This window comes from Rhodococcus sp. C3V, assembly GCF_029269915.1.
GTDB classification, from domain to species: Bacteria; Actinomycetota; Actinomycetes; order Mycobacteriales; family Mycobacteriaceae; genus Rhodococcus_F; species Rhodococcus_F qingshengii.
In genome coordinates this window covers 1-26,419 of record NZ_JARJBE010000024.1, presented here as the reverse complement: position 1 = coordinate 26,419, position 26,419 = coordinate 1, and the positions used below count along the sequence as shown (strand labels likewise).

At 59.5% G+C, this 26,419-nt stretch carries 22 protein-coding genes and 1 pseudogene; 16 read left to right on the top strand and 7 right to left on the bottom strand.

What is annotated here, in order from left to right:
- Positions 1–449: IS30 family transposase (locus tag P3G66_RS30625; protein ID WP_276117722.1), on the top strand; the 449-nt coding region annotated here is incomplete at its 5' end.
- Positions 450–520: 71 nt separating this feature from the next.
- On the opposite strand, the gene P3G66_RS30620 is transcribed toward P3G66_RS30625, so the two are convergent.
- The 3 genes from P3G66_RS30620 to P3G66_RS30610 form a co-directional block, all read right to left on the bottom strand.
- Positions 521–697 (bottom strand): hypothetical protein, encoded by a 177-nt coding sequence (locus P3G66_RS30620; RefSeq protein ID WP_276117721.1) that lies wholly within the window; start codon positions 695–697, stop codon positions 521–523.
- A gap of 866 nt (positions 698–1,563) precedes the next feature.
- Positions 1,564–2,337: a YfbU family protein gene (locus P3G66_RS30615; RefSeq protein ID WP_276117720.1), complete on the bottom strand. Its 774-nt coding sequence runs from the start codon at positions 2,335–2,337 to the stop codon at positions 1,564–1,566.
- A gap of 118 nt (positions 2,338–2,455) precedes the next feature.
- Entirely contained in the window at positions 2,456–2,740 is a 285-nt protein-coding gene (locus tag P3G66_RS30610; protein ID WP_276117719.1) for a hypothetical protein, read from the bottom strand.
- A gap of 711 nt (positions 2,741–3,451) precedes the next feature.
- On the opposite strand from P3G66_RS30610, the gene P3G66_RS30605 reads away from it, so the two are divergent.
- The 5 genes and pseudogenes from P3G66_RS30605 to P3G66_RS30585 form a co-directional block, all read left to right on the top strand.
- Positions 3,452–4,210, top strand: coding sequence for an ABC transporter permease (locus P3G66_RS30605; protein WP_276117718.1), 759 nt, complete (start codon positions 3,452–3,454; stop codon positions 4,208–4,210).
- Between the two features lie 38 nt (positions 4,211–4,248).
- Positions 4,249–5,034 carry an ABC transporter ATP-binding protein gene (locus tag P3G66_RS30600; protein ID WP_276117717.1) on the top strand — a complete coding sequence of 262 codons (786 nt, stop codon included), beginning with the start codon at positions 4,249–4,251 and terminating at the stop codon, positions 5,032–5,034.
- A gap of 28 nt (positions 5,035–5,062) precedes the next feature.
- Complete coding sequence (locus tag P3G66_RS30595; RefSeq protein WP_276117716.1) at positions 5,063–6,052, top strand: ABC transporter substrate-binding protein; 990 nt, start codon at positions 5,063–5,065, stop codon at positions 6,050–6,052.
- 142 nt (positions 6,053–6,194) lie between these two features.
- The gene (locus tag P3G66_RS30590; RefSeq protein WP_276117715.1) at positions 6,195–6,875 is read left to right on the top strand and encodes an SDR family NAD(P)-dependent oxidoreductase; all 681 of its coding nucleotides are present in this window, start codon (positions 6,195–6,197) and stop codon (positions 6,873–6,875) included.
- A gap of 218 nt (positions 6,876–7,093) precedes the next feature.
- A pseudogene (locus tag P3G66_RS30585) lies at positions 7,094–7,225 on the top strand (LuxR C-terminal-related transcriptional regulator); the annotation flags it as partial.
- A 417-nt stretch (positions 7,226–7,642) separates the two neighbouring features.
- Here the strand turns inward: P3G66_RS30585 and P3G66_RS30580 are convergent.
- Both P3G66_RS30580 and P3G66_RS30575 read right to left on the bottom strand, forming a co-directional pair.
- Positions 7,643–8,833 (bottom strand): CaiB/BaiF CoA-transferase family protein, encoded by a 1,191-nt coding sequence (locus P3G66_RS30580; protein ID WP_276117714.1) that lies wholly within the window; start codon positions 8,831–8,833, stop codon positions 7,643–7,645.
- A gap of 183 nt (positions 8,834–9,016) precedes the next feature.
- A complete protein-coding gene (locus tag P3G66_RS30575) occupies positions 9,017–9,922 on the bottom strand; it encodes an SDR family NAD(P)-dependent oxidoreductase (protein ID WP_276117713.1) in 906 nt (301 codons plus the stop codon).
- A 304-nt stretch (positions 9,923–10,226) separates the two neighbouring features.
- Here P3G66_RS30575 and P3G66_RS30570 point away from each other — a divergent pair, with 304 nt between their 5' ends.
- The 3 genes from P3G66_RS30570 (at position 10,227) to P3G66_RS30560 (ending at position 12,694) form a co-directional block, all read left to right on the top strand.
- Positions 10,227–10,742 carry a nuclear transport factor 2 family protein gene (locus P3G66_RS30570; protein WP_276117712.1) on the top strand — a complete coding sequence of 172 codons (516 nt, stop codon included), beginning with the start codon at positions 10,227–10,229 and terminating at the stop codon, positions 10,740–10,742.
- Positions 10,743–10,809: 67 nt separating this feature from the next.
- Positions 10,810–11,661, top strand: a complete 852-nt coding sequence (locus P3G66_RS30565; RefSeq protein ID WP_346349175.1) for a fumarylacetoacetate hydrolase family protein — start codon at positions 10,810–10,812, stop codon at positions 11,659–11,661.
- A complete protein-coding gene (locus tag P3G66_RS30560) occupies positions 11,654–12,694 on the top strand; it encodes a helix-turn-helix domain-containing protein (RefSeq protein ID WP_346349174.1) in 1,041 nt (346 codons plus the stop codon). Before P3G66_RS30565 ends, P3G66_RS30560 begins: the two co-directional genes overlap by 8 nt.
- A 40-nt stretch (positions 12,695–12,734) precedes the next feature.
- Here P3G66_RS30560 and P3G66_RS30555 read toward each other — a convergent pair whose 3' ends face one another.
- A complete protein-coding gene (locus P3G66_RS30555; RefSeq protein ID WP_276117710.1) occupies positions 12,735–14,213 on the bottom strand; it encodes an MFS transporter in 1,479 nt (492 codons plus the stop codon).
- Positions 14,214–14,576: 363 nt separating this feature from the next.
- Here P3G66_RS30555 and P3G66_RS30550 point away from each other — a divergent pair, with 363 nt between their 5' ends.
- The 7 genes from P3G66_RS30550 (at position 14,577) to P3G66_RS30520 (ending at position 24,775) form a co-directional block, all read left to right on the top strand.
- Positions 14,577–15,755, top strand: coding sequence for an acyl-CoA dehydrogenase family protein (locus tag P3G66_RS30550; protein WP_276117709.1), 1,179 nt, complete (start codon positions 14,577–14,579; stop codon positions 15,753–15,755).
- 85 nt (positions 15,756–15,840) lie between these two features.
- Complete coding sequence (locus P3G66_RS30545; protein ID WP_276117708.1) at positions 15,841–16,713, top strand: SDR family NAD(P)-dependent oxidoreductase; 873 nt, start codon at positions 15,841–15,843, stop codon at positions 16,711–16,713.
- 140 nt (positions 16,714–16,853) lie between these two features.
- Complete coding sequence (locus P3G66_RS30540) at positions 16,854–18,272, top strand: aldehyde dehydrogenase family protein (RefSeq protein WP_276117707.1); 1,419 nt, start codon at positions 16,854–16,856, stop codon at positions 18,270–18,272.
- A 10-nt stretch (positions 18,273–18,282) separates the two neighbouring features.
- The gene (gene mmsB / locus P3G66_RS30535; protein WP_276117706.1) at positions 18,283–19,206 is read left to right on the top strand and encodes a 3-hydroxyisobutyrate dehydrogenase; all 924 of its coding nucleotides are present in this window, start codon (positions 18,283–18,285) and stop codon (positions 19,204–19,206) included.
- Positions 19,207–19,281: 75 nt separating this feature from the next.
- Complete coding sequence (locus tag P3G66_RS30530; RefSeq protein ID WP_276117724.1) at positions 19,282–20,781, top strand: CoA-acylating methylmalonate-semialdehyde dehydrogenase; 1,500 nt, start codon at positions 19,282–19,284, stop codon at positions 20,779–20,781.
- Between the two features lie 63 nt (positions 20,782–20,844).
- Positions 20,845–21,588: an SDR family oxidoreductase gene (locus P3G66_RS30525; protein ID WP_276117723.1), complete on the top strand. Its 744-nt coding sequence runs from the start codon at positions 20,845–20,847 to the stop codon at positions 21,586–21,588.
- 325 nt (positions 21,589–21,913) lie between these two features.
- Entirely contained in the window at positions 21,914–24,775 is a 2,862-nt protein-coding gene (locus P3G66_RS30520; protein WP_276117705.1) for a hypothetical protein, read from the top strand.
- Between the two features lie 703 nt (positions 24,776–25,478).
- On the opposite strand, the gene P3G66_RS30515 is transcribed toward P3G66_RS30520, so the two are convergent.
- The coding region (locus tag P3G66_RS30515; RefSeq protein WP_276117704.1) for a hypothetical protein at positions 25,479–26,419 on the bottom strand (941 nt) is incomplete at its 5' end.

The following is a 26,419-nucleotide window of genomic DNA, read 5'->3' as shown; positions in this document are numbered from 1 at the left end:
GGGACTTGATCTGCGGAGCAGCCAACAAGACGGCGATCGTGACCCTCGTCGAGAGACAGACCCGATACGTGATGCTCGGACATCTCCCCGGCGGGCACACCGCCGAGGAAGTCCGTGATGTTCTGGTCGAGTTGATCGGCACGTTACCGACGCATCTGCGGGGGTCTCTGACCTGGGATCAAGGATCGGAGATGGGTGCCCACAAGTCGTTCAGTGTGAGCACCGGGGTCCCGGTCTATTTCTGCGACCCCGCATCACCGTGGCAACGAGGATCGAATGAGAACACCAACGGCTTACTGCGCCAGTACTTTCCCAAGGGAACTGATCTGTCCGTCCACGGCGCTGCGGACCTCGAGCATGTCGCTCAACAACTCAACGGCCGGCCACGCGAAACGCTCGGCTGGGACACCCCAGCCGAGCGCCTGCGTGATCTACTGACTACCAACTAAACCGACCTCGTGTTGCGATGACCGGTTGAAACCGCCCCACCATTGAGGGGGCGTGCCGAACCAGGGGCCGGCTACCTGACGGCACTGCCGCATCCACGTAGGCGAAGGACGTCGATCGAGGGGTGCGGCGCCCAAAGTATCGAGTCGACGACTCTGTGGTCGACAATCGCCGTGGTCCGTTCGGAGTCGATGGTGGTGACCGCGACACCGGCGGCGAGGTCGCCGAGGTTATGGAGCCCGCGCGGCATGGTGAAGATCCTTGGGCTTGCCCTGTGAGAATGCTCTCGATCGAGGGGTGTTCGTCAAGCATTTCGTGTGGGCAGTGTTTCGGCCTCTGAGGTCCACGCTGAGCGGTGAATCGACGGCCAGTGTCTCTGGGTGAGGGTGAAAGTAGCGATCTTACGATGCGAATTCCGCCGCGACCCTTTTGCGGAACTTTCGAAATGGCGATACTTTGGGTTGCACCGACGCAACTTGTCAGGATTGCAAGCCAACCCTGACATGCTGAGGAAACAGAAAAGCTGGGCATCCGCCTCGAAACGAAAGCCCAGCTCTCTGCCTAACGGAACAGTTCAATGAGGACCAGGGCCACTGACGCGATAGCGGTAACTATCGCCACGTAGTCCCGGTCCTTCCGTTTTTTACGCGGAAGATTGACCATTCGTTTCACCTCCTTCCCCTCATGAGCGGCTCCGGGAGTGGAGCGCAGAATGTGGAGAGCCACCGTTGAAGGCTTGGAGGCGATGTGATGCCTTGGCCGAATGTCTCTTAGATCTTCGGTTGGTGCATCACTGTCGATAACTTTAGCCGGTGACCTTCCCTGAGAATGCCAACACAACATCCGAGGCATGGGCTCTTCGGTTGTATGAAGGCTCGTTAGAGGCGGTTGCGCGGTGAGTTGACCGGGGCATGTGGGCAGTCCGCACGAGTATTCGGCGTGATTGAGATCACATGAATTCTGGGTGTGGGCATACGTCCGTGCCAACGCTCTGGGTTGGGATCCGCTCGTGCAATGAGGGTGGTGCGGGCCTTCCATGGGAAGTCCGATGTCGTCAAACCCGGCAGTGTTGGACCTCGACGTTGCCTGATGACGATTGCGACTCGATCTCATCGGTCAGTCCCGTGGTGTGTTCCGACGGTTGGATGGGTGGATGCGTGCCTCGGCGATCTGCTCCAGTTCTTCCTGCGACAGAAGGTAACTCAGGCGATCGAACCCGCGCTCACGCCTGTCCAGGATGCGGCGGTACTCGGTGAGCATTCGCGAATACATGTCGAGTGTGGGGTGATGGGAGTTGCCGTTGTCGTTGCGCTCCAACTGCGGCTTGAGCTCCGTCCAGCGGTCCTCTTGCATCTGAAAGTCGACGTAGTCAGCCATGTGCCCCTCCAGTGCGTCGTTGTGGTCGAATCCTTTGAATTCCAGTCTGGATCTCAGTTTCTCGTCGACAGGTGTTCCGTTCTCGGAGAGGTGCTCGGCGCTGTAGGTGATGACGCGGAACATCTCGAGGATGTCGATCACGCGTTCACAATCCCGTATCGATAGCTCGGTGCTGAAACCGGCGACCTCACGCCAATACTCGCCGGCGTAGCCGGCCTCGAGCATGTGCGCCCGCTTGAGTTGGTAGTCGAGATTTCCATCATCGCCATTGGCGTCCTCCGGCAGAACCCTCCCGAGGATGCGGTGGAGAAGGGAGAGCACCTGGCGGTCGGCGATGCGCATGCTCTCCGGCGCGGGCTCGTCGCCGTGCTTGACCTCCCGGTCGTAAACCGGGACGACTGTTTCCATGAGGAGGTTTCGGACGAATTCGCTCAGGGTGATCCCTTGCTCGTCTGCAAGTTCCTTGAGCTGGTCGCGCACTCTGTCGTCCACGCGGATATTCAGGACTGCCATTTCGTACTCCGATGTTCGTGTATGACGTTAACCGTAGCACTGTCATACTTTATGGCGAGGGACCTGAAAGTCCGGGTCGTGTGCAGTTACAGTGCAGAGGTGGCGGCCAGCAACAGTTCTACTGGCTATTCGGTGTGTCCGTCGTCAAGAGTTGGCGCAGGGCGAGGGCGGCGTAGGTGGTGCGGTTGGCCAGCGATGTGTCGTTCGTATCGACAGTGTCCTGTTCGAGCTCGGGCAGCTGTTCGAGGCTCCAGTGCTCGCGCGGAATGAGTTTCGCGAATTCGGTCTGCAGGAACTCGTGATGCCAGATTTCCGTCCCGCCGCTTTCTTCGTTTGCGTTCGCCACCATGTTGACGAACCGAGCACCGAGGCTGGACAGGGTCACGTCCGCATCGGATGCCATCAGCTCCTGCGCTCTTTGGCTGAGCTGTGCCCAGAGGTCGTCGTCGAGGTAGTGCAGGAAACTGGCAACCGTGTGCGTTCGTCGCTTGTCAGATGGAATGTCCGTCGTCAGATCCTCCTGCTGAACTCGAACGCAAGGACTGTCAGTGCTCGACCGGTTCGAGCGGGCTCGGGTTGGTGTTCTTTGGACTATTGGCCGCAGTCGAGACGTCAGAGGGGAGTTTTTTCTCGTCGCTTCTGCAGTGTAGGAACGGTATCGACACTAGGGAAAACGAACCGACTGTTATTGGTTCGGTTGTACGTCGGGTCCCCAAGTCGGCCTGCCGAGGATGGGAACAGTCTGTGCGGCAACTATTTTCGCGCTTTCTTCCTGGTGGGTCGAATTGCGCGGGCGCATCTGGCTTTGGTGTTAGTGGGCCAAGAGCCCCTCTGTCAACGCACAAGATGGGGTGTTCTTCTCGGGCACGGGTTTGAGCAGTTCCAGCGGCTGGAACTCTTCATGGACCTCTCACTGTGGCGGTGGCTGAATGATCGACATTGGGTGAGCGCCATCACACACCAAAGTTTATGAGGAGCCATGCACGTGGGAAACACGTTGAGTCAGTCGTCGGGTTCGACGAACAGGATCCAGGATGACGAACTGACTGCCACTGAAGTAGCAAGTATCTCGTTGAGCAAGCCGGCGAGCGGACAACGATGGTGGAGGGGAAGCGTGCTCAAGATTCGCGCGCTGCAACTTCTGCTGATAGTTGGCTGGCTCGGAAGTTGGCAACTGACAGTGAGTGCGGGCCTACTGGACCCGGTGCTGTCGAAGGGGCCTGGACAGTCGTGGGACTACATTGTCGAGGCTGCAAAGTCCGGTGAACTCTGGCACAACACGCGGTCGACACTCTCCGCGGTGATCATTGCGTGGGTGTTGTCTTGTTTTCTGGGCGTCATTGCCGGTGTTGCCTTGGGAATGATGAAGACACTCGAGCGGATCGTCGGTCCATTTCTGGATGCCATGAACGCGATGCCACGCATCGCCTTCGCTCCGCTACTCGTAGTAGCGCTGGGAATTGGAACGTCAGCCAAGATCGTGCTGGCTTTCACGATCGTCTTCTTCACAGTGGTTTCTGGTGCCACCGCTGGTGTCCGCGCAGCGGACAGTGAGCTGCTACGACTGTCGGCCGCGCTAGGAGCCACCAAGGTGCAAATATTTTGGAAGATCATGCTCCCTGTTGCCACACCGGCGATCTTCGCTTCGCTGCGACTTGGCATCGTGTATTCGCTGCTCGGAGTCATCAGTAGCGAGATCATCGCTGCCCGAGAAGGACTCGGTGTTCTGATCTCTCAGTACTCGTTGGTGTTCCAGATGGAGAAGGTGTACGCCATCATCATTTTCCTTGCCGTCATTGCTGTGTGTCTCAACCAGGCCATGTCGGTAATCGAGAGGCGACTTCTTCGTTGGCAAGCGCCGGCAGATCACTGACACCACGCCCCGTTTTGGTTAGAAACATGGAGACCACAATGACCATCGCACCACAAACTGTAGATGCCAGGATCAACTTCGAGAATGTCGGTGTTGACTTCCCTGACCCCGCTGGTGGGACAAAGCGGGTTCTCGACAACATCAATCTGGAGATTCCTCACGGACAGTTCATTGCACTCGTCGGTAAGAGCGGATGCGGAAAGACGACACTGTTGAACATGGCGGCGGCGCTGGTGTCACCGACGCAAGGTGAGATCACCGTAGCCGGGACGAGCCCCAGGGACGCGCGCTCGCAGTTGGGGTTCATGCTCGCCCGTGACGCCCTCCTTCCCTGGCGCTCAGCTGTCAGGAACGTCGAATACGGACTGGAACTGCGCGGCGTCGGCAAGGCTGAGCGTCGCGAGAGGGCCCGCAAATGGTTGGGATTGGTAGGTCTCAGCAATGCCGAGAGCCTATGGCCCTGGCAGCTGTCGCAGGGCATGCGTCAGCGAGTGGCACTCGCTCGAACCTGGGCCCTCAATCCGAACGTCCTGCTGATGGATGAACCATTCGCAGCTCTGGACGTCTTCACACGTGTCTCGGTCCAGAATGCGTTTCTTGACCTGTGGCAGAGCGATCAAAGAAAGACTGTCATTTTTGTCACCCACGATCTCGGCGAGGCCATCGCCTTAGCTGATCGTATCGTCGTACTCGGGGAGGGCCGGATTCTCGACGACGTCGAGGTCGGGCTGGAGCGACCGCGTGACCTCGAATCTATCAACGAGCATCCAGGTTTTCGTGAGTTGCACGAGCGGCTGCGCACGGGACTTTCCGGCAATCACTGATCTACCCCCCGAACTTCAAGGAGATTTGATGAAGATAGTTTCGCGCGCCCGAAAAAGCATCATGTACGGCGCTGCGGCCCTGCTGATGTGTGCGTCGATGACGGCGTGTGCAGGGTCGGGAAGCGGCGGTTCAGACGGAACCAACGAGCTCAAGGTGGGCGTACTTCGGGGCACAATCCTGCTCTTGCCCACCACAGTTGCTGACAAACAAGGCTTCTTCAAGGACGCCGGGCTCGACGTCGAGCTTATCGACCAGCCGTTCGCCAGTCTGATTCCTGCGCTCTTGGGCGGAAGCGTAGACATCACTGCAGCCGACGCAGCGCTTCCGCTCAGCGCTATCAAGGAGGGACAGGACTTGACGGTCCTTCCCTCGGTAACCAAATACGATGGCAACATCGTTGTCGCGCCCAACTCAGGCCTCAAGCAGGTGGCCGACCTCAAAGGCAAGACGATCGGATACGTCGGCGGACAATCCCGCTACTTCGTCGAAGACACTCTGAAGAATGCGGGTGTGAGCCTTGATGACGTCCAGTTGATCAGCACCGGTGATCAGGCATCGACGCTCGCTGCTTCCGTCTCCAACGGCCGAGTTGATGCCGTGATGATGGCGACTGGTTCTCTGGAGCTCTTCCGCAGCGAAGGCGGCGAACTCAACGTCATCGCCAGCTCGGTCGACGGGACAGCTGGACCGTACGGAGATGTAGGTATCAACGCATGGTTCACCACCACAACGAATTACGCAGATAAGAACCCCGACACTCTCAACAAGTTCTGCACTGCCATGTTGAACTCCACGAAGTTCATCGTCGACGAAAACAATCGTGACGCTGTGATCGACGACATTATGGCCCACATCGGAACTCAGGACCGCGACGCGGCGGTAACGATTTACGACAAACTGCGCCCGCTCTGGGCAGATCAGGTGGTCGACGAAGCTCGCTGGAACGCCAATGCCGAGGCGCTCTTGCAGGGCGACACAGTGCCCTACAGCCATTGGGCAGCCAACTGCGGCGGCTGACACCAGTCCCTGCCTTGTCTGCAAATGTGGGTCCCGGTCCCGACTCGACTAGTCGGGGACCGGGACCCACATAGGTGTCGACCAGATCCTGCGGACATGTGGCGCATAATCGTTCGCCAGCCTCCGAGAGGAAACATCTGACATGACCAATTCCCGAACTGCCATCATCACCGGAGGGGCAGGGGGCCTAGGCCGAGCGACCGCAAAGCGGTTGCGTCTGGACGGTGTCCGCGTGATCACTCTCGACCGCGAAGGCGGCGATTTCGATCTCGACATTGCAGACATGGCGGCTGTGCAGCAGGTGGCCGAAGAGATCGGCGATGTTGACGTACTCGTCAACGCTGCCGGGATCGTCGGGCGTTGCTTGCCACTGCTGCAAACAACGCCTGCGGACTGGCAAAAAGTCTACGACGTCAACGTCTTTGGGACCGTGAATGCGATAAATGCCTTCGTCCCACCCATGGTGGATCGCGGCTGGGGACGGGTTGTCAATGTGGCGAGCGTTGCTGGTCTCGAAGGGAACGCCGAACAATCGATCTATAGCTCATCGAAGGCTGCGGTAATCGGGTTGACCAAGTCAGTTGGTAAGGAGTTGGCCGAGTCCGGTGTGCTCGTGAACGCCATTGCGCCGGCCGTGTTCGAGACGCCGATCATCAAGCAAGGACCTGCCGCGCTCCTGACGCAACTCTCCAGCAAGATTCCGATGGGCCGCATAGGCCGGCCAGAAGAGATCGCAGAGCTGATTGCCTTCCTGACTTCTGAACGTGTCAGTTTCTCAACAGGTGCCGTCTTCGATGTGACTGGCGGACGCGCCAGTTACTGAGCGGACAGATTGAGTGACTGGCTTCTGCGAAGGTATCGAGCGCCGAATGAATCCTTTTGGAGCCGAGCGTTTCTCCCGGTTGATCCCGCGAATTGCAGGGGGGACATTCCAGGGGGCGCTTGAGTGTCACGAGCAGGCCCTTGCGATCACTGAATCGAGTGGTGAAACGATGTACCGGTCACATGCACTGTGGGCCGCTGCTGTGCCCGTGGGACGCCAAGGCGATCGCAACCCGCCTGTTCATCTCGCCACGCACCGCCGGAGGCCACGTCGAACACATCCTGACGAAGCTAGGATTCACTTCCCGTACACAGATCGCAGCCTGGGCCGTCGAACACCGACAACACTGAACCGCCCAGAGGGGTGTTGAGAGTGTCGGTGTTGTTGGATGCGAAATGTTCAGGCAGCAACTTTGGGGGGCGTTGCGTCGGCCATCAGGTTGGTCGGGTCCGCAAGCAAAGTTTCGCTGCGTCCTACGCCTAATACCCAATGCCCAATTGTCGTGCGCGAGACGCTGATCATTTAGTAGTTGTAGCCGCGCTCTTTGAGCGGCAGTCAAGCGAGATTCGGATGGGGATATTGGCCTGGGAAGATTGCCGCGTTGATTGCCAGGCCATGTGTCTGGGTGTGTTTTTTCCGCGGTGCTTCTTTGGTGTGAGGGGTGGGCGCGGCGAGCTACTGGACCACCAGATCGGGACGCCCCTCTCGCGCCCCGATCTGGTGGGGTATAGGTGAGACTGTTGGCCTGGTCTCGCGTTTAGAACTGTTTAACCGATCGCGCCTTGAACTTTGAGTTGCGCTATCTGGTCGTCGGAGTATCCGAGGTTCTTCAGGATCTCGCTCTCATGCTCATTGAGGCGGGGAGCGCGGGAGTAGTCGAGCATGGGGGTGTGCTCGAAGCGTGCTGGATGCCCTAGTTGTCGCACTGTGCCGAACTCGGGGTCTGGAATGTCGACGATGGTTCCGTTGTGATGCACTTGCGGATCGTCGAAGAATCGGGTGACGTCTTGTATCGGGGCTAATGGAAGGTCGTGCGTTTCGGCGCGGCGGAGCGCCTCCGCGGTGCTGATGTTTGCCGCGAATTTGGCCAGTTCGGCCCACATCTCTTCGAGGTTGGCGATGCGGTCCGACATTGTTGCAAATCGGGTATCTGCAAGCAGTTCCTCGGCTCCGAAGGTTTCGCATCCGGCCTTGAATTGCTGGTCCGAGGCGATCATTCCGATGACGTGGCCGTCGTTGGTTGCGATAGGGAAGTAGTTTTTGCCTGTGGGCATGTTCAGGCCCTCGACGTCGTGGAACGCGTAGCGATACATCTGGTCGGAAAGAAAGAACGTTGCGAAAGCGTCCAACATGGAGACAGACACATGTTGACCTTGACCGCCGGATTTCTCACGGTGGTACAGCGCGGCGAGAGCGGCATGGGTGGCGACGACCGCAGTGATCTTGTCCGCAATTGCATTGTAAATAGGCTGGGGTGGTCCACCTTGGCCCTGCATCACCATCGCGCCTACCAACCCTTGCAGCAGGTGGTCGTAGGCCGGACGCTGAGCGTAAGGGCCGGTGGGGCCGAAACCGTTGATGGATACGTAGACAAGTTTATCGTTGAGCGCCTGGAGATGGCTTGGTCCTAGGCCTAGTCGATCCATCACTCCGGGACGCGAGTTCTCGAGTACCACGTCGGCTCGGGAGGCGAGGGCGCGGGCGATCTCGCCTCCTTCCGGTGTCTTCAGGTTCAAAGCGATACTTCGCTTGTTGCGATTGTGTTGGAGGAAGTGGGCCGACATGCCGTCGTGGATCGGCTCGAAATGGCGGACCATCTCGCCAGAAAGTGGCTCGATTTTGATGACGTCGGCGCCGTAGTCGCCGAGGTTCTGGCCAGCAAGCGAGCCCGCCACCATCGTGGTGAAGTCGACAACTTGAAGACCTGCACATGGTCCTGTTGCCTTGGACTGCGCCATGACATTTCCTTTCAGACGTTGAGTTGCGACTGCAGCATTGCTCTGCCGCATCGAATAATGGCAGGCAGGCCTGACGCTGGCCCACGGGCTCCCGACTCAGGCGTGCCTGTCGGCCCACGCAAAAAAGTGAGCCAACCCGATCCAACACCTAGGTGGGAAGGGTGCAGGCCTTCGAATTCGGCCTTACTGACTGGTGAGCGAGGCAGCGGCGGGGACGTAAGAATTCAACAGTTCCTCCGCGCGTTCCTTGATGGGGTCACTGAACGGGTGGGTGAGGATGTAAGGCCGGCTCTCCGTGATCGCGTTCACCACCATCGGTCCGACCCAGTCGGGATCAATGGCCTGGTGAGCGTGAGTGACCAACCGCTGTTCGGCGATGAACTCCCGATTCTCGGCACCTGTGTCGGCCGGACGACCGGTGTAGCTGTCCCATGGAACAAGATTTCGCTGTGCTGCTTGTTGTTCGATCGGACGAAGCCGCTCGCTCGTGGCAATACGGGTCCGTACAACTCCGGGGTAGAGGAGAGAGAGACCAATGGGGAGGCCCGCGATCTCGAATTCGGAGCGCGCGGCGAGAGAAAATCCGTCGATTGCAGCCTTGGCGGCAGCGTACGGGGCGTGCCCGGGGCTCGGCTGCAAGGTGGCAATCGACGATGTGTTGACGATGTGCTTCGGGTCCGTCGTCTTGCGCATTCGCGGAACGAAGGCGTGGTGCCCGTGCAGCACCCCCCAGAAGTTGACGTTCATCATCCATTGCGCATCCTCGATGCTGGCATCCCACGTCGCCCGAAACGGTCGCCAGTTGACACCCGCGTTGTTCACCAGCACAGCGATGTCGCCGAACGTCGAGTATGCCACCTCCGCAAGGGATTCCACCTGCTCGAGGTCAGAGACGTCCGTCGGTACCGCGAGGCTTTCAACTCCGAGTGCCCCAGCCTCGCCGCAGACACGCTCAGCAGCATCCTTGTCGATGTCGGCAATGACAACATTCATTCCGTTGGCAGCCAAGCTGAGTGCAATCGAACGTCCCATCCCGCTACCCGCGCCGGTGACAACCGCTCCTCGTCTTTTCATCTGGCTGACGTCCATGCTGCTCTCCCGTTTGTTTGAAGTTGCCTCGATCCCGCCACTTCTTGGCGGGGCTTAGTGGGCCGAGCCGCTCCTTTTGACGAGCCAGAGCTCGGGAACGTCGCCGGTTCGGCGGGCCGCTATCAGTCTCTGCGTAACGCCCCTCGCCGCGCTGGCACCGTTCCGGCCGACGGAACTTTTCTCGTTTACTACAGGTTCCAGTACCCGGAACCCGCAGTGGACACGTGCTGTCGTGGCTTGAAGTATGCGAAACGTACGGGCGCGAACTTGCAAGCGCGATTGTCGAGAGTAGGGAGTAAAAGCCGTGGATAATGATAGTTCAGTCAGCAATGACCCTCAGGTTTCGAAGAAGTTGGTCTCGGATTACCTGCGGGCGTTTGTCTCCGCAGACTACGAGCGCTTGACCGAACTCGTTTCAGAAGACTTCGTCATCTCCTGGCGGTACAACGTTTCGGGCAAGGTGGGCAGGGAGGCGGCGCGCCGAATTGAGGGCCGAGACGCCTACCTTGCCTATGCGCGAGATGGTTTGACGACCGTGCGTTACAGCTACGACGACCCGGTTATTCGACCGGTCGCCGACGGATCGTCGGTTTATGTCGAAACCATGGCGACGCTGCTCCTGCCATTCGACCCGCAGGAGGCTCCTGAGATCGAGTATCACAACGAGTTCGTCTACCGTTTCGATATTCGCGACGGCCAACTGACGCAGCAGATTGGGTGGCACAACCCGGTCGCAGCGATGGTTTTCCACACGGACCGCGATCTTCCTACGAAGGACGAGATCCGGGCACTCGGCGAGCCTGGCCAGTGGCAGGGCTAGGGCTGTCGGTCGGACCGACAACTGTGCGCGAGGAAGCGGAAACGAACCCGGTGCAGGAGTGTGCACGATGAAGTTGATGCGTGTCGGGCCCGCAGGACAGGAGAAGCCAGTCCTGTTATCCGATGACGGCCAGCATCTGGATCTGAGTCCAATCACTCCGGACATAAATGCTGAATTTTGGAGCGCCGGAAGGCTTGTCGAAGTCCGGCGCGCAGTAGCTGCAGGCACCTTGAAGACTGTCGATGTAACTGGACAGCGAGTCGGAGCGCCTATCGCTCGACCGAGCGCAGTTTTGTGTATCGGCCTCAACTATGCGGCGCACGCGGCCGAGTCGGGGGTGCCAACGCCTACCGTGCCGATCCTTTTCTACAAGTCGCCCAATACCGTGGTGGGGCCTTACGACGACATTCACCTCCCCCGCCGATCGACCAAGACCGATTGGGAGGTTGAGTTGGGCGTCGTGATCGGCGCCCGAGCGAGCTACCTGGAATCGAGAGCTGAAGCCGAACGGGTCATCGGGGGATACGTGGTCTCCAACGACGTATCCGAACGGGACTTCCAACTCGAAGAGTCGGGTGGACAATGGTCGAAGGGTAAAAGCTGCGCTACGTTCAACCCGGTCGGCCCCTGGCTGGTCACCCCCGATGAGTTGGATGATCCGCAGGGGCTGGGTCTGAAGACATGGGTCAACGGCGAGCTTCGACAGGACTCCAACACTGCAGACATGGTTTTCGGAGTGGCGGATATCATTCTTCACCTGAGTCAGTACACGGTATTGGAGCCGGGTGACCTGATTACGACAGGAACGCCTGAGGGCGTCGCGCTGTCGGGACGGTTCGCTTATTTGCGTGCCGGTGATCGAGTCGAACTCGAGATCGAAGGGTTAGGTAGGCAACGCTCTCTCTGTATCGATGCCTGAGTTTCGAGTTCGCGCCCGTATCCTCGGGCGCGAACTCGTGCTTTCTGAAGACGTCACCTCGGATGTGTACGCTGCACTTAGTGTTCAGTTCAAAGAGTTGACGATGTCGATACGGTGCGCCGTTGAGAGCATCCGGCGTTGTTGCCCAAATCTAATGGGCCGCAGCCGATGCGGGCGACTGTCTTCGCGGATGTCGACACAGTGTGGTGAGGTTGAGACAACGATGTCAGCGAGCTCTGCTCCGGCCGACGACGATGATGAGCGTCCTTCGATACTTTCGAAGGCCGTCGCTGTCCTTCGATGCTTCTCCGCATCATCGAGGGTGATGACACTGAGCGACATCTCGCGAGCGTCGGGACTTCCGAAATCAACCGTGCATCGCCTGCTCGGGCGTTTGGTGGATCTCGGTGTTATTGAGCGCCATCGCTCCGGTTACATGATCAGCTTGGAGATGATGACTCTTGCGGCGACGAATACCGCGGCGGGTCTTCGAGACGCTGCACTTCCCTACATTGCTGCCCTGCACCGTTGGTCAGGCCGGGGTATTCATCTCTCAGTCCTTCGCGGGATGGACCTCGTCTACCTAGAGAGCATCGCTCCGGCAAAGGGAAAAGGGCCGGTCCATGTTATCGGTTCTCGGACACCGGGGACGTGCACCGCTTCCGGGCGCGCGATCATGGCCTGGGAGTTCAATGTAGAAGGTCTTACACCGAACCTTCCTGATCCACTCCCGAAGATGACGCCGTTGTCGCTTACCTCAGTCCCCGACTTTATGAATCAGCTCAGTGAAATTCGTCGCACCGGCCTGGCAGTCGAGCGTGGCGAGGAAGTTGCGGGCTACTCGCATATCGCTGCTCCGGTTCTTCAGAACAACTTTGCCGTTGCAGGTTTGAGTTTGACGTGGGGCATCGACGAGTCGGTCGACAGTCGAGTGACCGATGCGCTGGAAGCAACAGCAAAACAGATCGGCCTTGCCTGCCGAGAGGCATTGATCCGGACGGGTCGGCCGGATTGGTTCATCAAAGAGGTCTGAACCGGCCGTGCCCCGACGAAACGATGTCCCACGTCCCGATTCAGCGGATATCTCGCGGGATGAGAAGGGCGGCAAGGACTGCCAAGGCACATACCGCGCCTAAGGCGCCGAAGCCAATTGCGAAACCGTACTCGCTCGGGAGGCCGAGCGGACCTGTGTGTACTGCCAGGATTCCGCCCATTATTGCCGATCCCATCGCTCCCCCGATGTTTCGCATGTTGGCGTTCATACCCAGCGCGACACCTGTCTGGTCGTTGTTTACTGTTTGGACGACAACGGTCGCAAGGCTCGAAACCACCAGCCCCAGGCCTAACCCTTGGCTGGTGCCAGCTGCGTAAAGCCACCAAGGTTCCGTATGGAGCAGCGCCATCGAAATCAGCGACCCTGCCGAGAGTAGGAGACCGACGCATACCACGGCCCGGATTCCGATCCTCTTCACGAGAGGCCATGTGAGGAAGCCTGCGACAAAACTGGCTGCGGCGGCAGGGAGTAGCACCCGTCCAGCCGACGAGAGTGATGCGCCGAACCCGTAGCCGGCTTCGGGCGGGGCCTGCATGAACTGTGGCAGAAATGCCCATGTGGCGAAAAGTCCGAATCCAGCGCACCCGGCTATCACGTTGCTTGTCCACATTCCCCGTTTTGCCATCATTCGCATGTCGATCAGGGGCGTTGGAACACGCAAGTCCAAGAGAATCCAAATAGCGCACAAGATTACGGAGATTGTCAGGGTTCCCAGTGTCTGAAGCGAACCCCATCCCCAACTTGCGCCTCTGCTCAAACACACCAACAGGGCACTGAGTCCGGCGCCGAACAGGAGTGCAGGTACCAGGGGTACTGCGCCTGCCGCTGTGGGCGGTGCCTTTCGGATCACTAACCCGCAGGTGAGGGCAGCCGCGATCGCGATCGCGAGAGGCCACCAGAAAAGAGCCCGCGTGCCGAAGGCGTCCGTGATGGGACCTGCAGCAATGACGCCCACTCCAAAACTGGCGGCAGTGATCGATGTGATCACGGAAAGTGCTAGTCCAGTTCGTTTTCCGAACTCATTCCGGGCAATCCCCATCGCCAGCGGAAGAACACCCCCGGAGAGTCCTTGAACGATCCGTGCGGCGATCAACCACCATACGTTGGTGGCGACCGCCGCAAGCGCCGATCCTGCAGCCAGGGCCAGAAGCGACAGCATCAACACCTTTTTCTGGCCGATTGCATCGCCAATCCGGCCGAAGAGGGGTGCACAGACTGAGGCGGACAACAGATATCCGGTCAAGACCCATGTGATAGTTGCCTGGTCTGTTCCGAACTGCTCTTGTAGCTGCGGGAGCGCCGGCACCACCAGTGACTGTGGGAGGGTGACGGTGGCCGCTGCGACGGCCAGCACGCTGAACGTCAGGGCCGGTATCTCTCGAATCCGTGCCAGGAATGATCTCTGGCCAGCGGTACGGCAAGGATCAGCATGGTGTTTGCCGGACCGCGCAATGCTGGTTGTTGCCGCCCGATCCGGCAATTGCCCATTGTCGTGCATTTTTCCTCGACTGTCCGCAGACGTCATCTGCAGCTGTGGTTTTGAGATCTCTCGAAGCTGAGAGCCAAGACGTGGTTGGGCGACTCGCTGTTACCGGCCCCAGGCTTTTCGGTCCGCGCCCCAGGGGGTCGCATCGCAATGACGTTACGCACCGGCGGTCATGCTGAGACGGGCGAAGTTCCATTTGCCGGAACTTGTCGTCCAAGGACGACCCCCCGGTTCCGACGGTCGGAACATGCGGTGGACAGGTGGAACCGAAAGTCTAAGTGTGGCGGGGGTAACAGATGGTGTCCCGTCCAGTCGGCGTTTCGCCATAGCATTTGGCACGAAATTTACAGACGTCTTCGATATCAGGAGTACAACTTGCTCAACTTCCGGCCCAGCGACGAAGAGCTCGCCATTGCGCAGACTGTGCGTGATTTCGTCTCGAAGGAACTGAAGCCGTTGGAGGCGAACATCCTCCAGCGTGGGGCCAACGGCGGTCCCGAGTACCTCATTCCCGAGGAGCATGCGGGCCTTCGTGAGCGCGCCAAAAATGCTGGATTGTGGGGTATCGACACCCCGGAGGAGTACGGCGGCGCCGATCTCAATTGGGTTGCACAGTTGCTCATCGAATCCGAACTGCGCTCGACCTTCGTTTCCTTCACCTTCGGTGGAAGCGCGCCGGAGGTCCTCTACACCCTCGGGGAAGAGCACAAGGAGCGCTACCTCGTACCCACGATTGAAGGCGAGAAGGTCTTCTGCTTCGCATTGAGCGAGCCAGGCGCCGGCTCCGATGCCCGTAACCTCCGTACGACGGCGGTGAAATCGGGTGACGACTGGATCATCAACGGCGAGAAGACCTGGATCTCGTGGGGCAATGAGGCCGATTACGCGCTGGTGTTCTGCCGGACGGTGGTCGACGGAGAGGAACGCGGAATCACCTCGTTCCTTATCGATCGGGAGGCAGGGTGGACGTCGACGCCCATCGCATTGATGGGTGCGAGCCACCATCGCGTCGCTACACTCTCGTTCCAGGACGTTCGCGTCCCGGACAGTGCGCGCGCCGGCGACGTCGGAGCGGGCTTCTCCACTGCGCTGCAGACCATCTACAGAGGCCGCGCCATCGAAGGGCCGGCGCTCGCGATAGGTGTGAGCCAACGACTCATCGAGTTTGCGATCGAACACGCAAACAATCGGGTCACCTTTGGAAAACCGCTGGCAGAGCGCGAAAACATCAAGATGTCCATCGCCGAGTGTGAGGTCGAACTACAGGCCATGAAGTTGCTTGCACTCAACGCGGCATGGCGAGGTGACACCGGCGGCGACCTCCGACACCTCGCAGCGGTCAACAAGTACTACGCAGGAACGATGGTCAACCGCGTCGTCGATCGGGTCATGCAAATCCACGGAGCCATGGGCTATTCCCGAGAGATGCCGATCGAGCACTGGTACCGCGACGTCCGAGTACTGCGGATCCTCGAAGGCACCGACGAAATCAACCTCATGACAGTTGGCCGGAACCTACTCAAAGGCTACGTCAAGCCCGGCGCCGTCTACTGAGACCAGCTCTGCGTGCTCTGACTTCAACTCCGACCAAACTGATTACAGCACAACGAAAATGGGGCAGATAGTGAACCTCGAACACATGAAAGAACGCGGCGCTGTCGTCACCGGCGCAGGTAGCGGGATGGGCCGTTCGATTGCACTGAGCCTCGCGGCTGCAGGGATGAATGTCGTCATCGCGGACATCGACGACGAGTCTGCCCAGCGGGTCCGCGACGAGGTGCGTGCGCTCGGCGTCGAGAGCATCGCTGTTCCCGCTGACGTCGCGAAACTCGAGCAGGTCGAAGCTTTGGCAGAGACTGCCTATTCAGAGTTCGGCGACATCGCCGTGTTGGTCAACAATGCCGGCGTGACGTGGCGTCCCTACCGTGCTGCGTGGGACGCCTCTATCGAAGACTTCAGATGGATTCTCAGCATCAACTACTGGGGCGCTTACCACGGGCATCACGCATTCGTCAGGCGTATGCGAGAAACCGAAACCCCGAAGCACATCGTCAACGTCTCCTCCGTGGTGGCCCTGCAGGCGAGCCCTGGGCATTCGGCCTACGCAGCCGCGAAAGGAGCGATCGACAGTCTTTCATCGGGTGCTCTTGCAGAATTCGAAACGGCGGGACTTCCTATCGGCGTGACAGTCCTTTACCCGGGCTACGTCAAGACGGACATCGGCACAAGCGAACGACTCCGCCCGGCGCATCAGCGTTCCGCCAGTCGCGCTGTCATCTCCTGGGATACCTACGGTCAACAAGGCGGTCTGTCAGGTGCAGAAAACAAAGCAGTCGTGACCGATCACCGTGACGTAACCAGTTGGCACCAAGCGATCGATCCCAGCCTGGTTGGCCCGTTGGTCGTCGATGGAATCGTGAAGAATCGACGATTTGTTCTCACGCATCCTTTCGAGAACCCGCTCGCGGACAAGGCCGTGGGACTCGCCAACGCGTATGTGCCAGCCAGTTGACCAATTCGCTGCCATCGAACCGAGCGACTCGTCCAGCGCAATGCGACAACTTCCCCGAATTACGTTGCCGAGCCGGTGAATTCAAGGCACACATTCAATTTCGTCGACCCGTGAATTGAGAGTTGAGAAAGCGAGCCCTAATGCGTTCTAACACGACGGACAAGATCTGGAAGGTCGTCAACCCCGCCTCCGGCGAGGAAGTCGGCGAAGTTCAGGTCACGAGTCCAGAAACCATCGATACAGTCTTGGACAAGGCGGTATCAGCGCAGAGACGGTGGGCCGAGTTCCCGCGACACCGTCGCGCGGAGATCATGAACGCCTACGTCGACACTGTCAGGGAACGCGCCAGTGAATTTGCCGAACTTCTCAGCCGGGAACAGGGCAAGCCGCTGAGTCAGGCCCAAGGCGAAGTCGAGTCACACTGCCGACTCTTCGAGGGCTTCGCCCGACGAGTACTCGCCATGGAAGAGCGAGCTACATTCCTCGACATCCAGCCTGGTCTCGAGCGTGACCTCCAAATCACACGCCACGAACCACTCGGAGTGGTGGTGGCGATCGTTCCCTTCAATTTCCCGGTCGAGCTCTACGCTCACAAGGTCGCCCCCGCTCTCGCCACCGGCAACGCCGTCGTCGTCAAGCCCGCAGAAGACACCCCGTTGACGACGCTCCTACTGGTCGAAGCCTTGCACACAGCAGGAGTACCCGAGGACGTAGTGAAGGTGGTCTTCGGCGGGGCAGAGGTTGGAAACCAACTCGTCTCCGACGATCGAGTGGCCGCGGTGTCCTTCACCGGATCGACCGAGACAGGAATCAAGGTCGCCCAAAACGGCGCACGAACACTGAAGCGCACCATTCTCGAAGTCGGTGGCAACGACGCCATGATCGTGCTCGACGACGCAGACCTCGATCTTGTCGTCGACCACGCCGTGATCGGGCGGACATTCGCCAACGGCCAAGTCTGCTGTGCCACCAAACGTATCCTCGCCCACGGGAGCATTCACGACGAGCTGCTCGACCGTCTGGCTACCCGTTTTGCAGCTCTCAACGTCGGAGACCAGCTGGCCGACGGTACCGAGGTGGGACCGCTGGTGAACAATGCGGCGGCGCTCCGGATTGCTGAACAGGTGCAACTCACGACAGCTCAGGGCGGGCGCGTGGTCACCGGCGGAAAACAAGACGGCGCATACTATTTCCCCACAATTTTGGCTGGAGTCACCGCTGAGATGAATGTCGCGCAGGACATGGAGATCTTCGGACCCGTGGCATCGCTCATTCGGACGGATTCGGACGAAGAAGCCCTCAAGGTGGCCAACTCGACACGGTACGGGCTCAGCGGATCCGTCTTCACTCAGGACATGCAGCGGGCGATGGCGTTCGCCACACGGCTCCAGTCAGGCCAGGTGGTCATCAACAACACCGGGCTCTATCGACCGGAGACGATGCACTTCGGTAACTACCAAGGCACGGGCGGTCGCGAAGGCCTCACCTCCAGTCTCGAAGAATTCGTGCAGACCAAAACCATCAGCTTGCCTGGAATCCTTCCGGCCTTCCAAGCGTAAGGAGAACACCGTGGCAAACATTGCTTGGATCGGACTCGGCCAGATGGGGTTGCCCATGGCCGCAAACCTCAGTGCAGCCGGGCATCACCTCACCGGATTCGATGTTTCTACAGAGTGTTCGGGCAGAGCCGCCGAAGCTGGTCTCGTTACTGCGGCGGACATCGCTTCGGCAGTTAGCGGCGTGGATATCGTCTTCTTGTCCCTACCTCATGGCGACATCGTGCGGGATGTACTCACAGCGCCCGATGGAGTACTTGCCTCTGCCCAAGCGGGCACCATCGTCATCGACACCTCGACAATCGATGTCGCCCAAGCCAGAGAACTCCATAGACACTGCGCGGAGCTCGGATTTTCATTCTTGGACGCCCCGGTCTCAGGAGGGATCAGCGGAGCAGCTGCCGGGACGTTGACCGTGATGGTCGGCGGTGAGGAATCGGTTGTGGAAAAGGCCTCGCCGGTCCTCGAATCCATTGCAGCGGCAGTCATCCACGTGGGAGACGCGGGAGCCGGTCAGATTGCCAAGCTGATCAACAACATGATTTGCGGAGTCAATCTTGCCGCAGTCTGTGAGGGCGTCGACCTTGCCGAGCGGCTTGGCGTCGATCCGACGGTTCTCTTCGATGTCGTGAGTCGCTCGTCCGGCAATAGTTGGGCGCTGAGCACGTGGTACCCGGTCCCCGGAGTGGTAGAGACGGCAGCGAGCAACCGAGATTTTGCGCCAGGCTTCACAACGCAGCTGCTTGTCAAGGACATGGGTTTGGCCGTGAGGTCGGGCGAACTGGCTGGAAGCGAACTGCGCACCGTTCGACTCGTCCGATCGATGTTCGAAGAACACGCTGCCGGCGGCGCTGACGGTTTGGACTGCACTTCCCTGATCACCAGCTTGCGACCGTCGAACCGCGAGATAGCCCCACCCCACGTGGAGCAGACCTGACATGACTATCCCAGTCATCGTCGGCCTCGACCACTTCCCGTTTTTCCATCGTCAAGACCAGGAGCTATGAACCGAATGACCGAACTGGCCGTACTCAACCACTGGGTCTCCAACGCCTCCTTCACAGGAACAGCGACTCGCACCGCCCCCGTCTACGATCCCGCGGTCGGAGTGGTTTCCAAACACGTCCGCCTCGCAGCCGCCGAAGACGTAGACGCAGCTGTTGCCAGCGCGAAGGAGGCATTCGAGACGTGGGGCCGTACCTCGATCGCAACACGGCAGCGAGTGATGTTCGCGTTTCGTGAACTTATCAACGCGCGCCGCGACGAACTCGCTCAGATCCTCACAGAAGAGCACGGCAAGGTGCTGGCCGACGCCGCAGGCGAGATTGCCCGTGGCATCGAGGTCGTGGAGTTCGCGTGCGGCATGCCGCATCTGACCAAAGGTTCCTACTCTGTTGAAGTATCTTCCGGTGTAGACGTGTACTCGCTTCGCGAACCGCTGGGAGTGGTCGGCGTGATCACGCCGTTCAACTTCCCGGCGATGGTGCCGTTGTGGTTCGTGCCGATCGCGATCGCGACCGGAAACACGGTAGTTCTCAAGCCCAGTGAAAAAGATCCCAGCTCCTCGATCTGGATCGCCGAGCTCTTTGCCGAGGCGGGCCTCCCTGCGGGCGTGCTGAATGTGGTCAACGGAGACAAAGAGGCAGTTGACTCGCTTCTGGAGCATCCCGACATCGCCTCCATCTCCTTCGTGGGATCGACGCCGATCGCAAAGTACGTCTACGAAACCGGCACGGCGCAGGGCAAGAGAGTTCAGGCACTCGGCGGAGCCAAGAATCACATGCTTGTTCTGCCTGACGCTGACCTTGATCTTGTCGCAGACTCTGCTGTCAACGCCGGGTTCGGGTCTGCCGGTGAGCGTTGCATGGCTGTATCCGTAGTAGTGGCGGTCGATCCGGTCGGGGACGACCTCATCGAGAAGATTCGCGACCGGATGGGCAAGTTGGTGACCGGTGACGGGCGCCGCGCCTGTGACATGGGGCCGCTGATTACCCGTGAGCATCGAGACAAGGTGACGGGCTATCTCGACATCGCCGCTACTGACGGCGCCACTGTCGTCGTAGATGGTCGGACAGCGGAAATTGACGGCGCCGCCGACGGTTTCTGGCTTGGGCCCACGCTTATCGACAACGTGCCAACCACGTCAACGGTGTACACGGACGAGATCTTCGGGCCGGTGTTGTCGGTAGTCAGGGTGAAGTCGTACGAAGAAGGCATTGCGCTCGTCAACGGAGGCCCGTACGGCAACGGGACAGCAATCTTCACCAATGACGGCGGCGCGGCTCGCCGTTTCGTACGCGATGCGACGGTCGGAATGGTGGGGGTGAACGTCCCGATCCCCGTGCCGGTGGCCTATCACTCCTTCGGCGGATGGAAGCAGTCGATGTTCGGCGACGCCAAAGCCTATGGTCCTCACGGAGTCGATTTCTTCACCCGTGAAAAGGCTGTCACATCTCGATGGCTCGACCCGAGCCATGGTGGACTGAACCTGGGCTTTCCGCACAGCAGCTAAGTCAAGTGGAGGAAGAAATTGGACACCGATGAACTCTTCAGTCTGAAAGGGCGCACCGCGCTGGTGACGGGAGGGTCGCGAGGGATTGGAAAGATGATCGCACGCGGCTTCCTTGCCCAGGGCGCCAAGGTCTACATCACAGGCCGCAACGTCGAAACATGCGACGCTGCAGCGGAAGAACTATCGGCATACGGACAGTGCGTCTCACTGCCAGGCGACGTCTCTAGCCCGAACGACGTCGACCGAATCGTCGCAACGATCGAAAGCTCGGAGACAAGTCTGGAAATCCTAGTGAACAACGCCGGCCTGGCATGGTTCGCGTCGATCGATGAGTTCCCGGAGATCGGCTGGGACGAAGTGATGTCAGTCAATGTCAAGGCCCCGTTCTTCCTCACACAGCGGCTGCTGCCGCTGCTGACCCCGAAACCGGATCTACCGGTCTCGAAGGTCATCAACATCGCCTCCATCGACGGCCTCGCGCTCTACCAAGGGGAGACGTATTCGTACCACGCCAGTAAAGCTGCGCTGGTACATCTTACGAAGCGGTTGAGCGTCGATCTCGCAACTCGGGGGATCGGCGTGACCGCGATCGCGCCAGGTGCTTTCCCCTCCGATATGCATACGGCAGCACGTGACGACTCCGCAAAGATCGCGGCCGTCATCCCCGCCGGCAGAGTGGGCGGGGCAGACGACATAGCTGCAGCCGCCATCTACCTAGCTTCTCGGGCGGGCGACTACGTCGTGGGTACGACGTTGGTCGTAGACGGTGGTCTCATGCTGTCGCGAGGGATCCGCTTGCGGCGCTGAAAATGCCTGGCCTACTGGCTGTGATGGTGAATTCAAGCAGAGATAAGCGACCCACCGTATCTTCTGCTGGGTGAGAGTTTGGCCGGGACCGATGCCCGGTCCGCTCTCACCCAGCATCGGCCACCTGCGGACCTCCTCCGCCAGTCTTGTTGCCGATTTTCGAACGCGCGGCGCCTTCATCACGGCAACCGAGGGGACTGTTGCGTTTGCTGATCTGATCGCTGATGGAGGGCGGACCGTACTCGTTCCGAGGGAAACGTAGTGGCGGCGGCGAAATTTGGGTCGAGGGCACGAGCTAGGGATGTCTACCTGACATCATGGTCTCGTGCAGCATGATCTGGAGAAGCTGGGGCCGTTCGGGTTCCAAGACTTGGCCGCGGCGTTGGCGGTCGCGGTGTGTGGCCGGCATGTGCAGGTTCTTGGGTCCGGCCGCGATGGGGGCCGTGACATGTTCTGCAAGGGAACGATCCTCTGGTCAGCGTCGAATGGTGCGAAGGCCGAGGTGTGGGACGGCTATACCGTCTTTCAGGTCAAACATAAAGAACGTCTGGCTGCGCAGCCCTCCGACAATATGTCCTGGTTGTGGAAGCACGTGAAGGCTGAACTCGACAAGTGGGCGGATCCGGATTTCGGGCGTGGCCAGGTGCCTGACTATCTGGTGATCGTGAGCAACGTGCCACTGACGCCGGTCCCGAAGACCGGGGGATTGGCTCAGCTCGACAAGAGCATCAAGACCTATATCCAGGCATTGTCTGACGGCAGTCGGGACGTCGACACGGCTGCAACAGAGCGACGGAAGTCGAAGCAGCGGCGCATGGCTCGTCTGCGAAGCTGGCGGATCTGGGACGGCAATCAGATCGACGGTCTGGTCACCGTATATGAAGGCATCCGACGTGCCTTCGGGGCTTTCCTGACGGCCCCGGATGTCTTTGCGCACCTAGCCGATTTCACCGACAAACTGCCTCTCGGAGAACTGGAATCGGGATTGCACCGTCAAGCGCGTATGGCGCTAATGGGTGATCGGTCCATCTACTTCGACGATGCGGGATCCGGTGACGGCGCCGGCATCCCGATCGAAGAAGTTGCCATCGATCTACCGATTACGTCGGACGCAGATGGCAAGCCTCGCACCGTATTCGGGTATGTCCTGGATCGTGGGGAGCGAGTCCTCAAACCACGGCTGAATTTGCTCACCGGCCCAAAACATATAGTCGTTGCCGGCGGCCCCGGGAACGGCAAAACGACAATGTCGAAGTTCCTTGTCCAGGTGTACAGGGCAGCGCTTTTGGAGAACGGATCAGACCTCGGTACCGATCACCGTGTCGTGATCGACGCAACTGCTCAGACGGTGCGCGGTATGGGCCGCGATGGTTTGCCGAAGCACCGGCGTTGGCCCATACGGATCGATCTTGCCGAATACGCCGAGGAACAGGGCCTGAGCGAGGACTCCACGCTACTGCGGTGGATCGCGCTCAAGGTGTCCAAACGCCTGAATCTGGGTGCTGTATCGGCCGGCGCTCTCGACTCGTGGATGAAACAGTGGCCATGGTTCCTCGTGCTCGACGGCCTCGATGAGGTGACCGAACCGCGCATCCGCAAACGCCTGATCGCACAGATCACAGAGTTCGTCAGCGAAGCAGACGGGGATAACTGCGACTTGCTGGTCGTCGTCACCACGCGTCCCACCGGATATGTCGAGAACATCGCTCCGACCCAGTTCGAGAGAGTCGACCTCTCCCGCCTCGAAGTGGATCAAGCTGTCCGGTACGGGATTCGGGCGACCAGAGTACGACTCGGAGACGATACCGACAAGATCGACCGGATCACGGGTCAACTGCGCCGAGCCGCGGAGACGGAGTCACTGCGAAATCTGATGCAGACACCGCTGCAAGTGTTGATCATGACGATCATCGTTGAAGGCGCCGGACGCCTGGCACCGGATCGCTACAGTCTCTTCTGGGGCTACTACGAGACTGTCCTCAAGCGTGAACGGGCCAAGCCGATGGCTTTTGCGCAGTTGCTGCAGGAATACTCTCCTCACATCCTTGATCTGCACCAGCGGGTGGGATTCGAACTTCAGGTACGAAGTGAAGAGTCCGACGGATCTATGGCGGCGATGAGTCCCGAGGAACTACGTAGCGTCGCCTGGCAGGTGCTGCGCGAGGCAGGCTTTCACCCGTCCGACACCGATTCCGGTCTCCTCGATCAAATCGTAGCCGCAGCAACCCACCGTCTGGTCCTCCTCGCACCCCGGGGCGAGGAGGGCTTGGGCTTCGATGTCCGATCCTTACAAGAACTCATGGCGGCACGTTTCCTCATAACCGGACCGCTCGACGCGGCGCTCGCACGGCTGAAGATCACCGCAGCAAGCCCTCACTGGCGTAACGCGTGGGTCTTTGCCGCCGGCAGCCTTTTCAGCGAACCCCAGCCACACCAACACGAGGCTCTCGTTTCGCTGGTGGAGAAGGTGGACGATGACGCCTCATCGCGGCTGGGGCGTGTATGCCCCATCGGTTCTACCCTGGCACTCGACCTCATCGACGACGGTATGGCCCGGACGCAGCCACGCTTCCACGACCGCCTGCTCACGGTCGCGTTCACGATCCTGCACGCCCCCTTCCCTCCCGACCCGCTCGCTGTCGCCCGCGTACTCGTGCGTGCCGCTGACTTCAACGATCGAACACGGAATCTTGTAGCTGACGCCCTCCGCACTGCCCTCGGATCCGACCCTGTGACCCGCCGAACGACAACGCAGATTCAAGCGTTCCTAGAGCGTGCAGGCCTAGAAGCAGGAGCAGGTCTCCACGCCCGCACCCTTGCCGCAGTCCGTGCCGGAGCACCCCAAATCACGATGTCAGTCCCAAGCCCTGAGGAACAATGGCAGCAGTACAAGCACACTTTGGTCGACTTGTCCGCAACCGAAGAAGTCGCCAACAAGGTGAACAACGCAGATAAGTCACTGAACCGTCTGCGGGCTGGCGCTGCTGTCGACGACGAAAGTAGACCCATTCTCGATGCGCTCGCCGACCCGGAGGCGGCCGAGGTGTTCGAGATGGCATTGCAGGAAATAATCGCGCATGACCCCGAGTTGGTGGTGGTCCTTCGTGATGGCGTTCTGCCTGCAGTTCACCGGGCACCGGTCGGCGATACTCTCAGGTTGGAACTGCCTGAGGCTGTTCAGCTTTGATGGGGCGGACAGTTTCGTTGAGAGCGGACGAAAATTCAACGTAGGCTGATCGCGCCTACATCCGAGAAATCTTCGACGATCTCGCGATGCTGCCCCGAGAGCGTCAGATGTCGAGGTGGCGGAGCGGTGCACTCGATCGCCAGGGGCTGCGGACGGTCGGATACTTTTCCGGTGAGAATTCCTGCAGCGGAGTCAATTTGTGACTGGCAGCATATATGGGAGTGCGTCTGGACCGAATGATCGTCCGCAAGGTCTGTACGGAATGATGTCTCTATGACTGGTCCGCGAGTATGGATTTCCGATGCGCCAACCGGCGATATCGTTCCCGGCGCTGATGCCCCTGGTGTCCATTGGGTGGATGTGGGAGCGATCGACAAGTCTCAAGAGACTGACCTGTGGAAATGCTTGCAGAGGTATATGGAAGGAAAGTCTCCGCGAGCAGTTGAGGGTTTCTACTTGCACGGTGATCCGGATAATTCGTGGGTTCAGCAAGCGCACAGTCGGTCCGGCGATACGTCGGGCTTCTGGCTTGCGATCGATCCTTTCGGGGACAAGAACAGGTATCTGGTCACTGCAAAGCGCGCGCATCTCGGTGACCTCGCCCGCCGTCCAACCCGTTCGCATCCGGGCCTGGTCACGCAAGCAGTCACCGTGGGGATACGTCTCAGCCGCGGGGAGAACGGACTTTTCATTACATCCGGGTTTAGTGCCGCGGACAAGGCTCCCTAGCCGCCATCTCACCGTTCAGGTGGTGGCGTGCATCTTCGGATAGTGCCTCGATGTGCTTCATACCCACGTCGACCTGCGCTTTAGTTTCCTTTTCCCACCCGATATCCGGCGGTGGTTGCCTGAGTATGCCGTCGGTCAGGTTTTTGACGACTTCGTCGAACAGTGAGGTGTTGGCCCTCTTCAGCTCGTCGAGTGAATTCAGCATCGAATCGTTGTCGACCAGGATCCGTGCGTTACTGACTGCAGTTTGCATACGAATTCCCATCTGGTACACGTGGTTTCGTGCGTCTAGCAAGGGTTTAGGGTTTGAGGCGTAAGCGCTGGATCGAGCGAAGTCGATCCCTTGAAGTATGCCTACCCGCCACTCAGCCCCGACTCCGGTGAGATGGGCAATCGCGTTCCGCTGTTTGTCCTGGTGAGTAATTCGCGCTTCGGTGTGTTTCAGTAGCTGCTCATGTTCGCGGTCCCGTTCTGATTCCTCGCGTTGATGTCGCAGAGTTCGGTGCACGCCGGCGAGCGTTGTCAGGGACGCGAGAGCGCCTCCAGCGAGCAGGGCGATCACTGTCGTGTAGCTCGGTGTGTAGCGGAGCTGGTCCAACCAGTCGAAGAACGTCACGAGTTCACATTGTGCCGTGCCGTGCGGAGTCGGTTGAGCGTTCAGATGAATTAGATGCTGGGAACCTCGATGGGATAACCCCGCGTCTGGAGGATGTGAGGGCTCGTTTTTGGGTGTTTTTGAATGTTGTTGTGTGTCAGTGGGTTTCGGTATTCGGTTGGTGTTGGGTTGGTTTCGTAGGTTGTGCACGGCGCTGTTTTCGTGAACGTCGAATGTTGTTGTGGTGGTGAGGTTTCGGTGTTTCGTGTTTTCGGGTTGTTTTGCGGTTTGGTGGGTGGGGGTGTATGATTGGGAGCATG

What these genes read in the sequence shown, in the direction of transcription:
- P3G66_RS30620 (WP_276117721.1), bottom strand. Translation starts at nt 697, where the DNA reads ATGCCGCGCGGGCTCCATAACCTCGGCGACCTCGCCGCCGGTGTCGCG.
- P3G66_RS30615 (WP_276117720.1), bottom strand. Translation starts at nt 2,337, where the DNA reads ATGGCAGTCCTGAATATCCGCGTGGACGACAGAGTGCGCGACCAGCTC.
- P3G66_RS30610 (WP_276117719.1), bottom strand. Translation starts at nt 2,740, where the DNA reads ATGGCATCCGATGCGGACGTGACCCTGTCCAGCCTCGGTGCTCGGTTC.
- P3G66_RS30600 (WP_276117717.1), top strand. Translation starts at nt 4,249, where the DNA reads ATGACCATCGCACCACAAACTGTAGATGCCAGGATCAACTTCGAGAAT.
- P3G66_RS30595 (WP_276117716.1), top strand. Translation starts at nt 5,063, where the DNA reads ATGAAGATAGTTTCGCGCGCCCGAAAAAGCATCATGTACGGCGCTGCG.
- P3G66_RS30590 (WP_276117715.1), top strand. Translation starts at nt 6,195, where the DNA reads ATGACCAATTCCCGAACTGCCATCATCACCGGAGGGGCAGGGGGCCTA.
- P3G66_RS30580 (WP_276117714.1), bottom strand. Translation starts at nt 8,833, where the DNA reads ATGGCGCAGTCCAAGGCAACAGGACCATGTGCAGGTCTTCAAGTTGTC.
- P3G66_RS30575 (WP_276117713.1), bottom strand. Translation starts at nt 9,922, where the DNA reads ATGGACGTCAGCCAGATGAAAAGACGAGGAGCGGTTGTCACCGGCGCG.
- P3G66_RS30565 (WP_346349175.1), top strand. Translation starts at nt 10,810, where the DNA reads ATGAAGTTGATGCGTGTCGGGCCCGCAGGACAGGAGAAGCCAGTCCTG.
- P3G66_RS30560 (WP_346349174.1), top strand. Translation starts at nt 11,654, where the DNA reads ATGCCTGAGTTTCGAGTTCGCGCCCGTATCCTCGGGCGCGAACTCGTG.
- P3G66_RS30555 (WP_276117710.1), bottom strand. Translation starts at nt 14,213, where the DNA reads ATGCACGACAATGGGCAATTGCCGGATCGGGCGGCAACAACCAGCATT.
- P3G66_RS30545 (WP_276117708.1), top strand. Translation starts at nt 15,841, where the DNA reads ATGAAAGAACGCGGCGCTGTCGTCACCGGCGCAGGTAGCGGGATGGGC.
- P3G66_RS30540 (WP_276117707.1), top strand. Translation starts at nt 16,854, where the DNA reads ATGCGTTCTAACACGACGGACAAGATCTGGAAGGTCGTCAACCCCGCC.
- P3G66_RS30530 (WP_276117724.1), top strand. Translation starts at nt 19,282, where the DNA reads ATGACCGAACTGGCCGTACTCAACCACTGGGTCTCCAACGCCTCCTTC.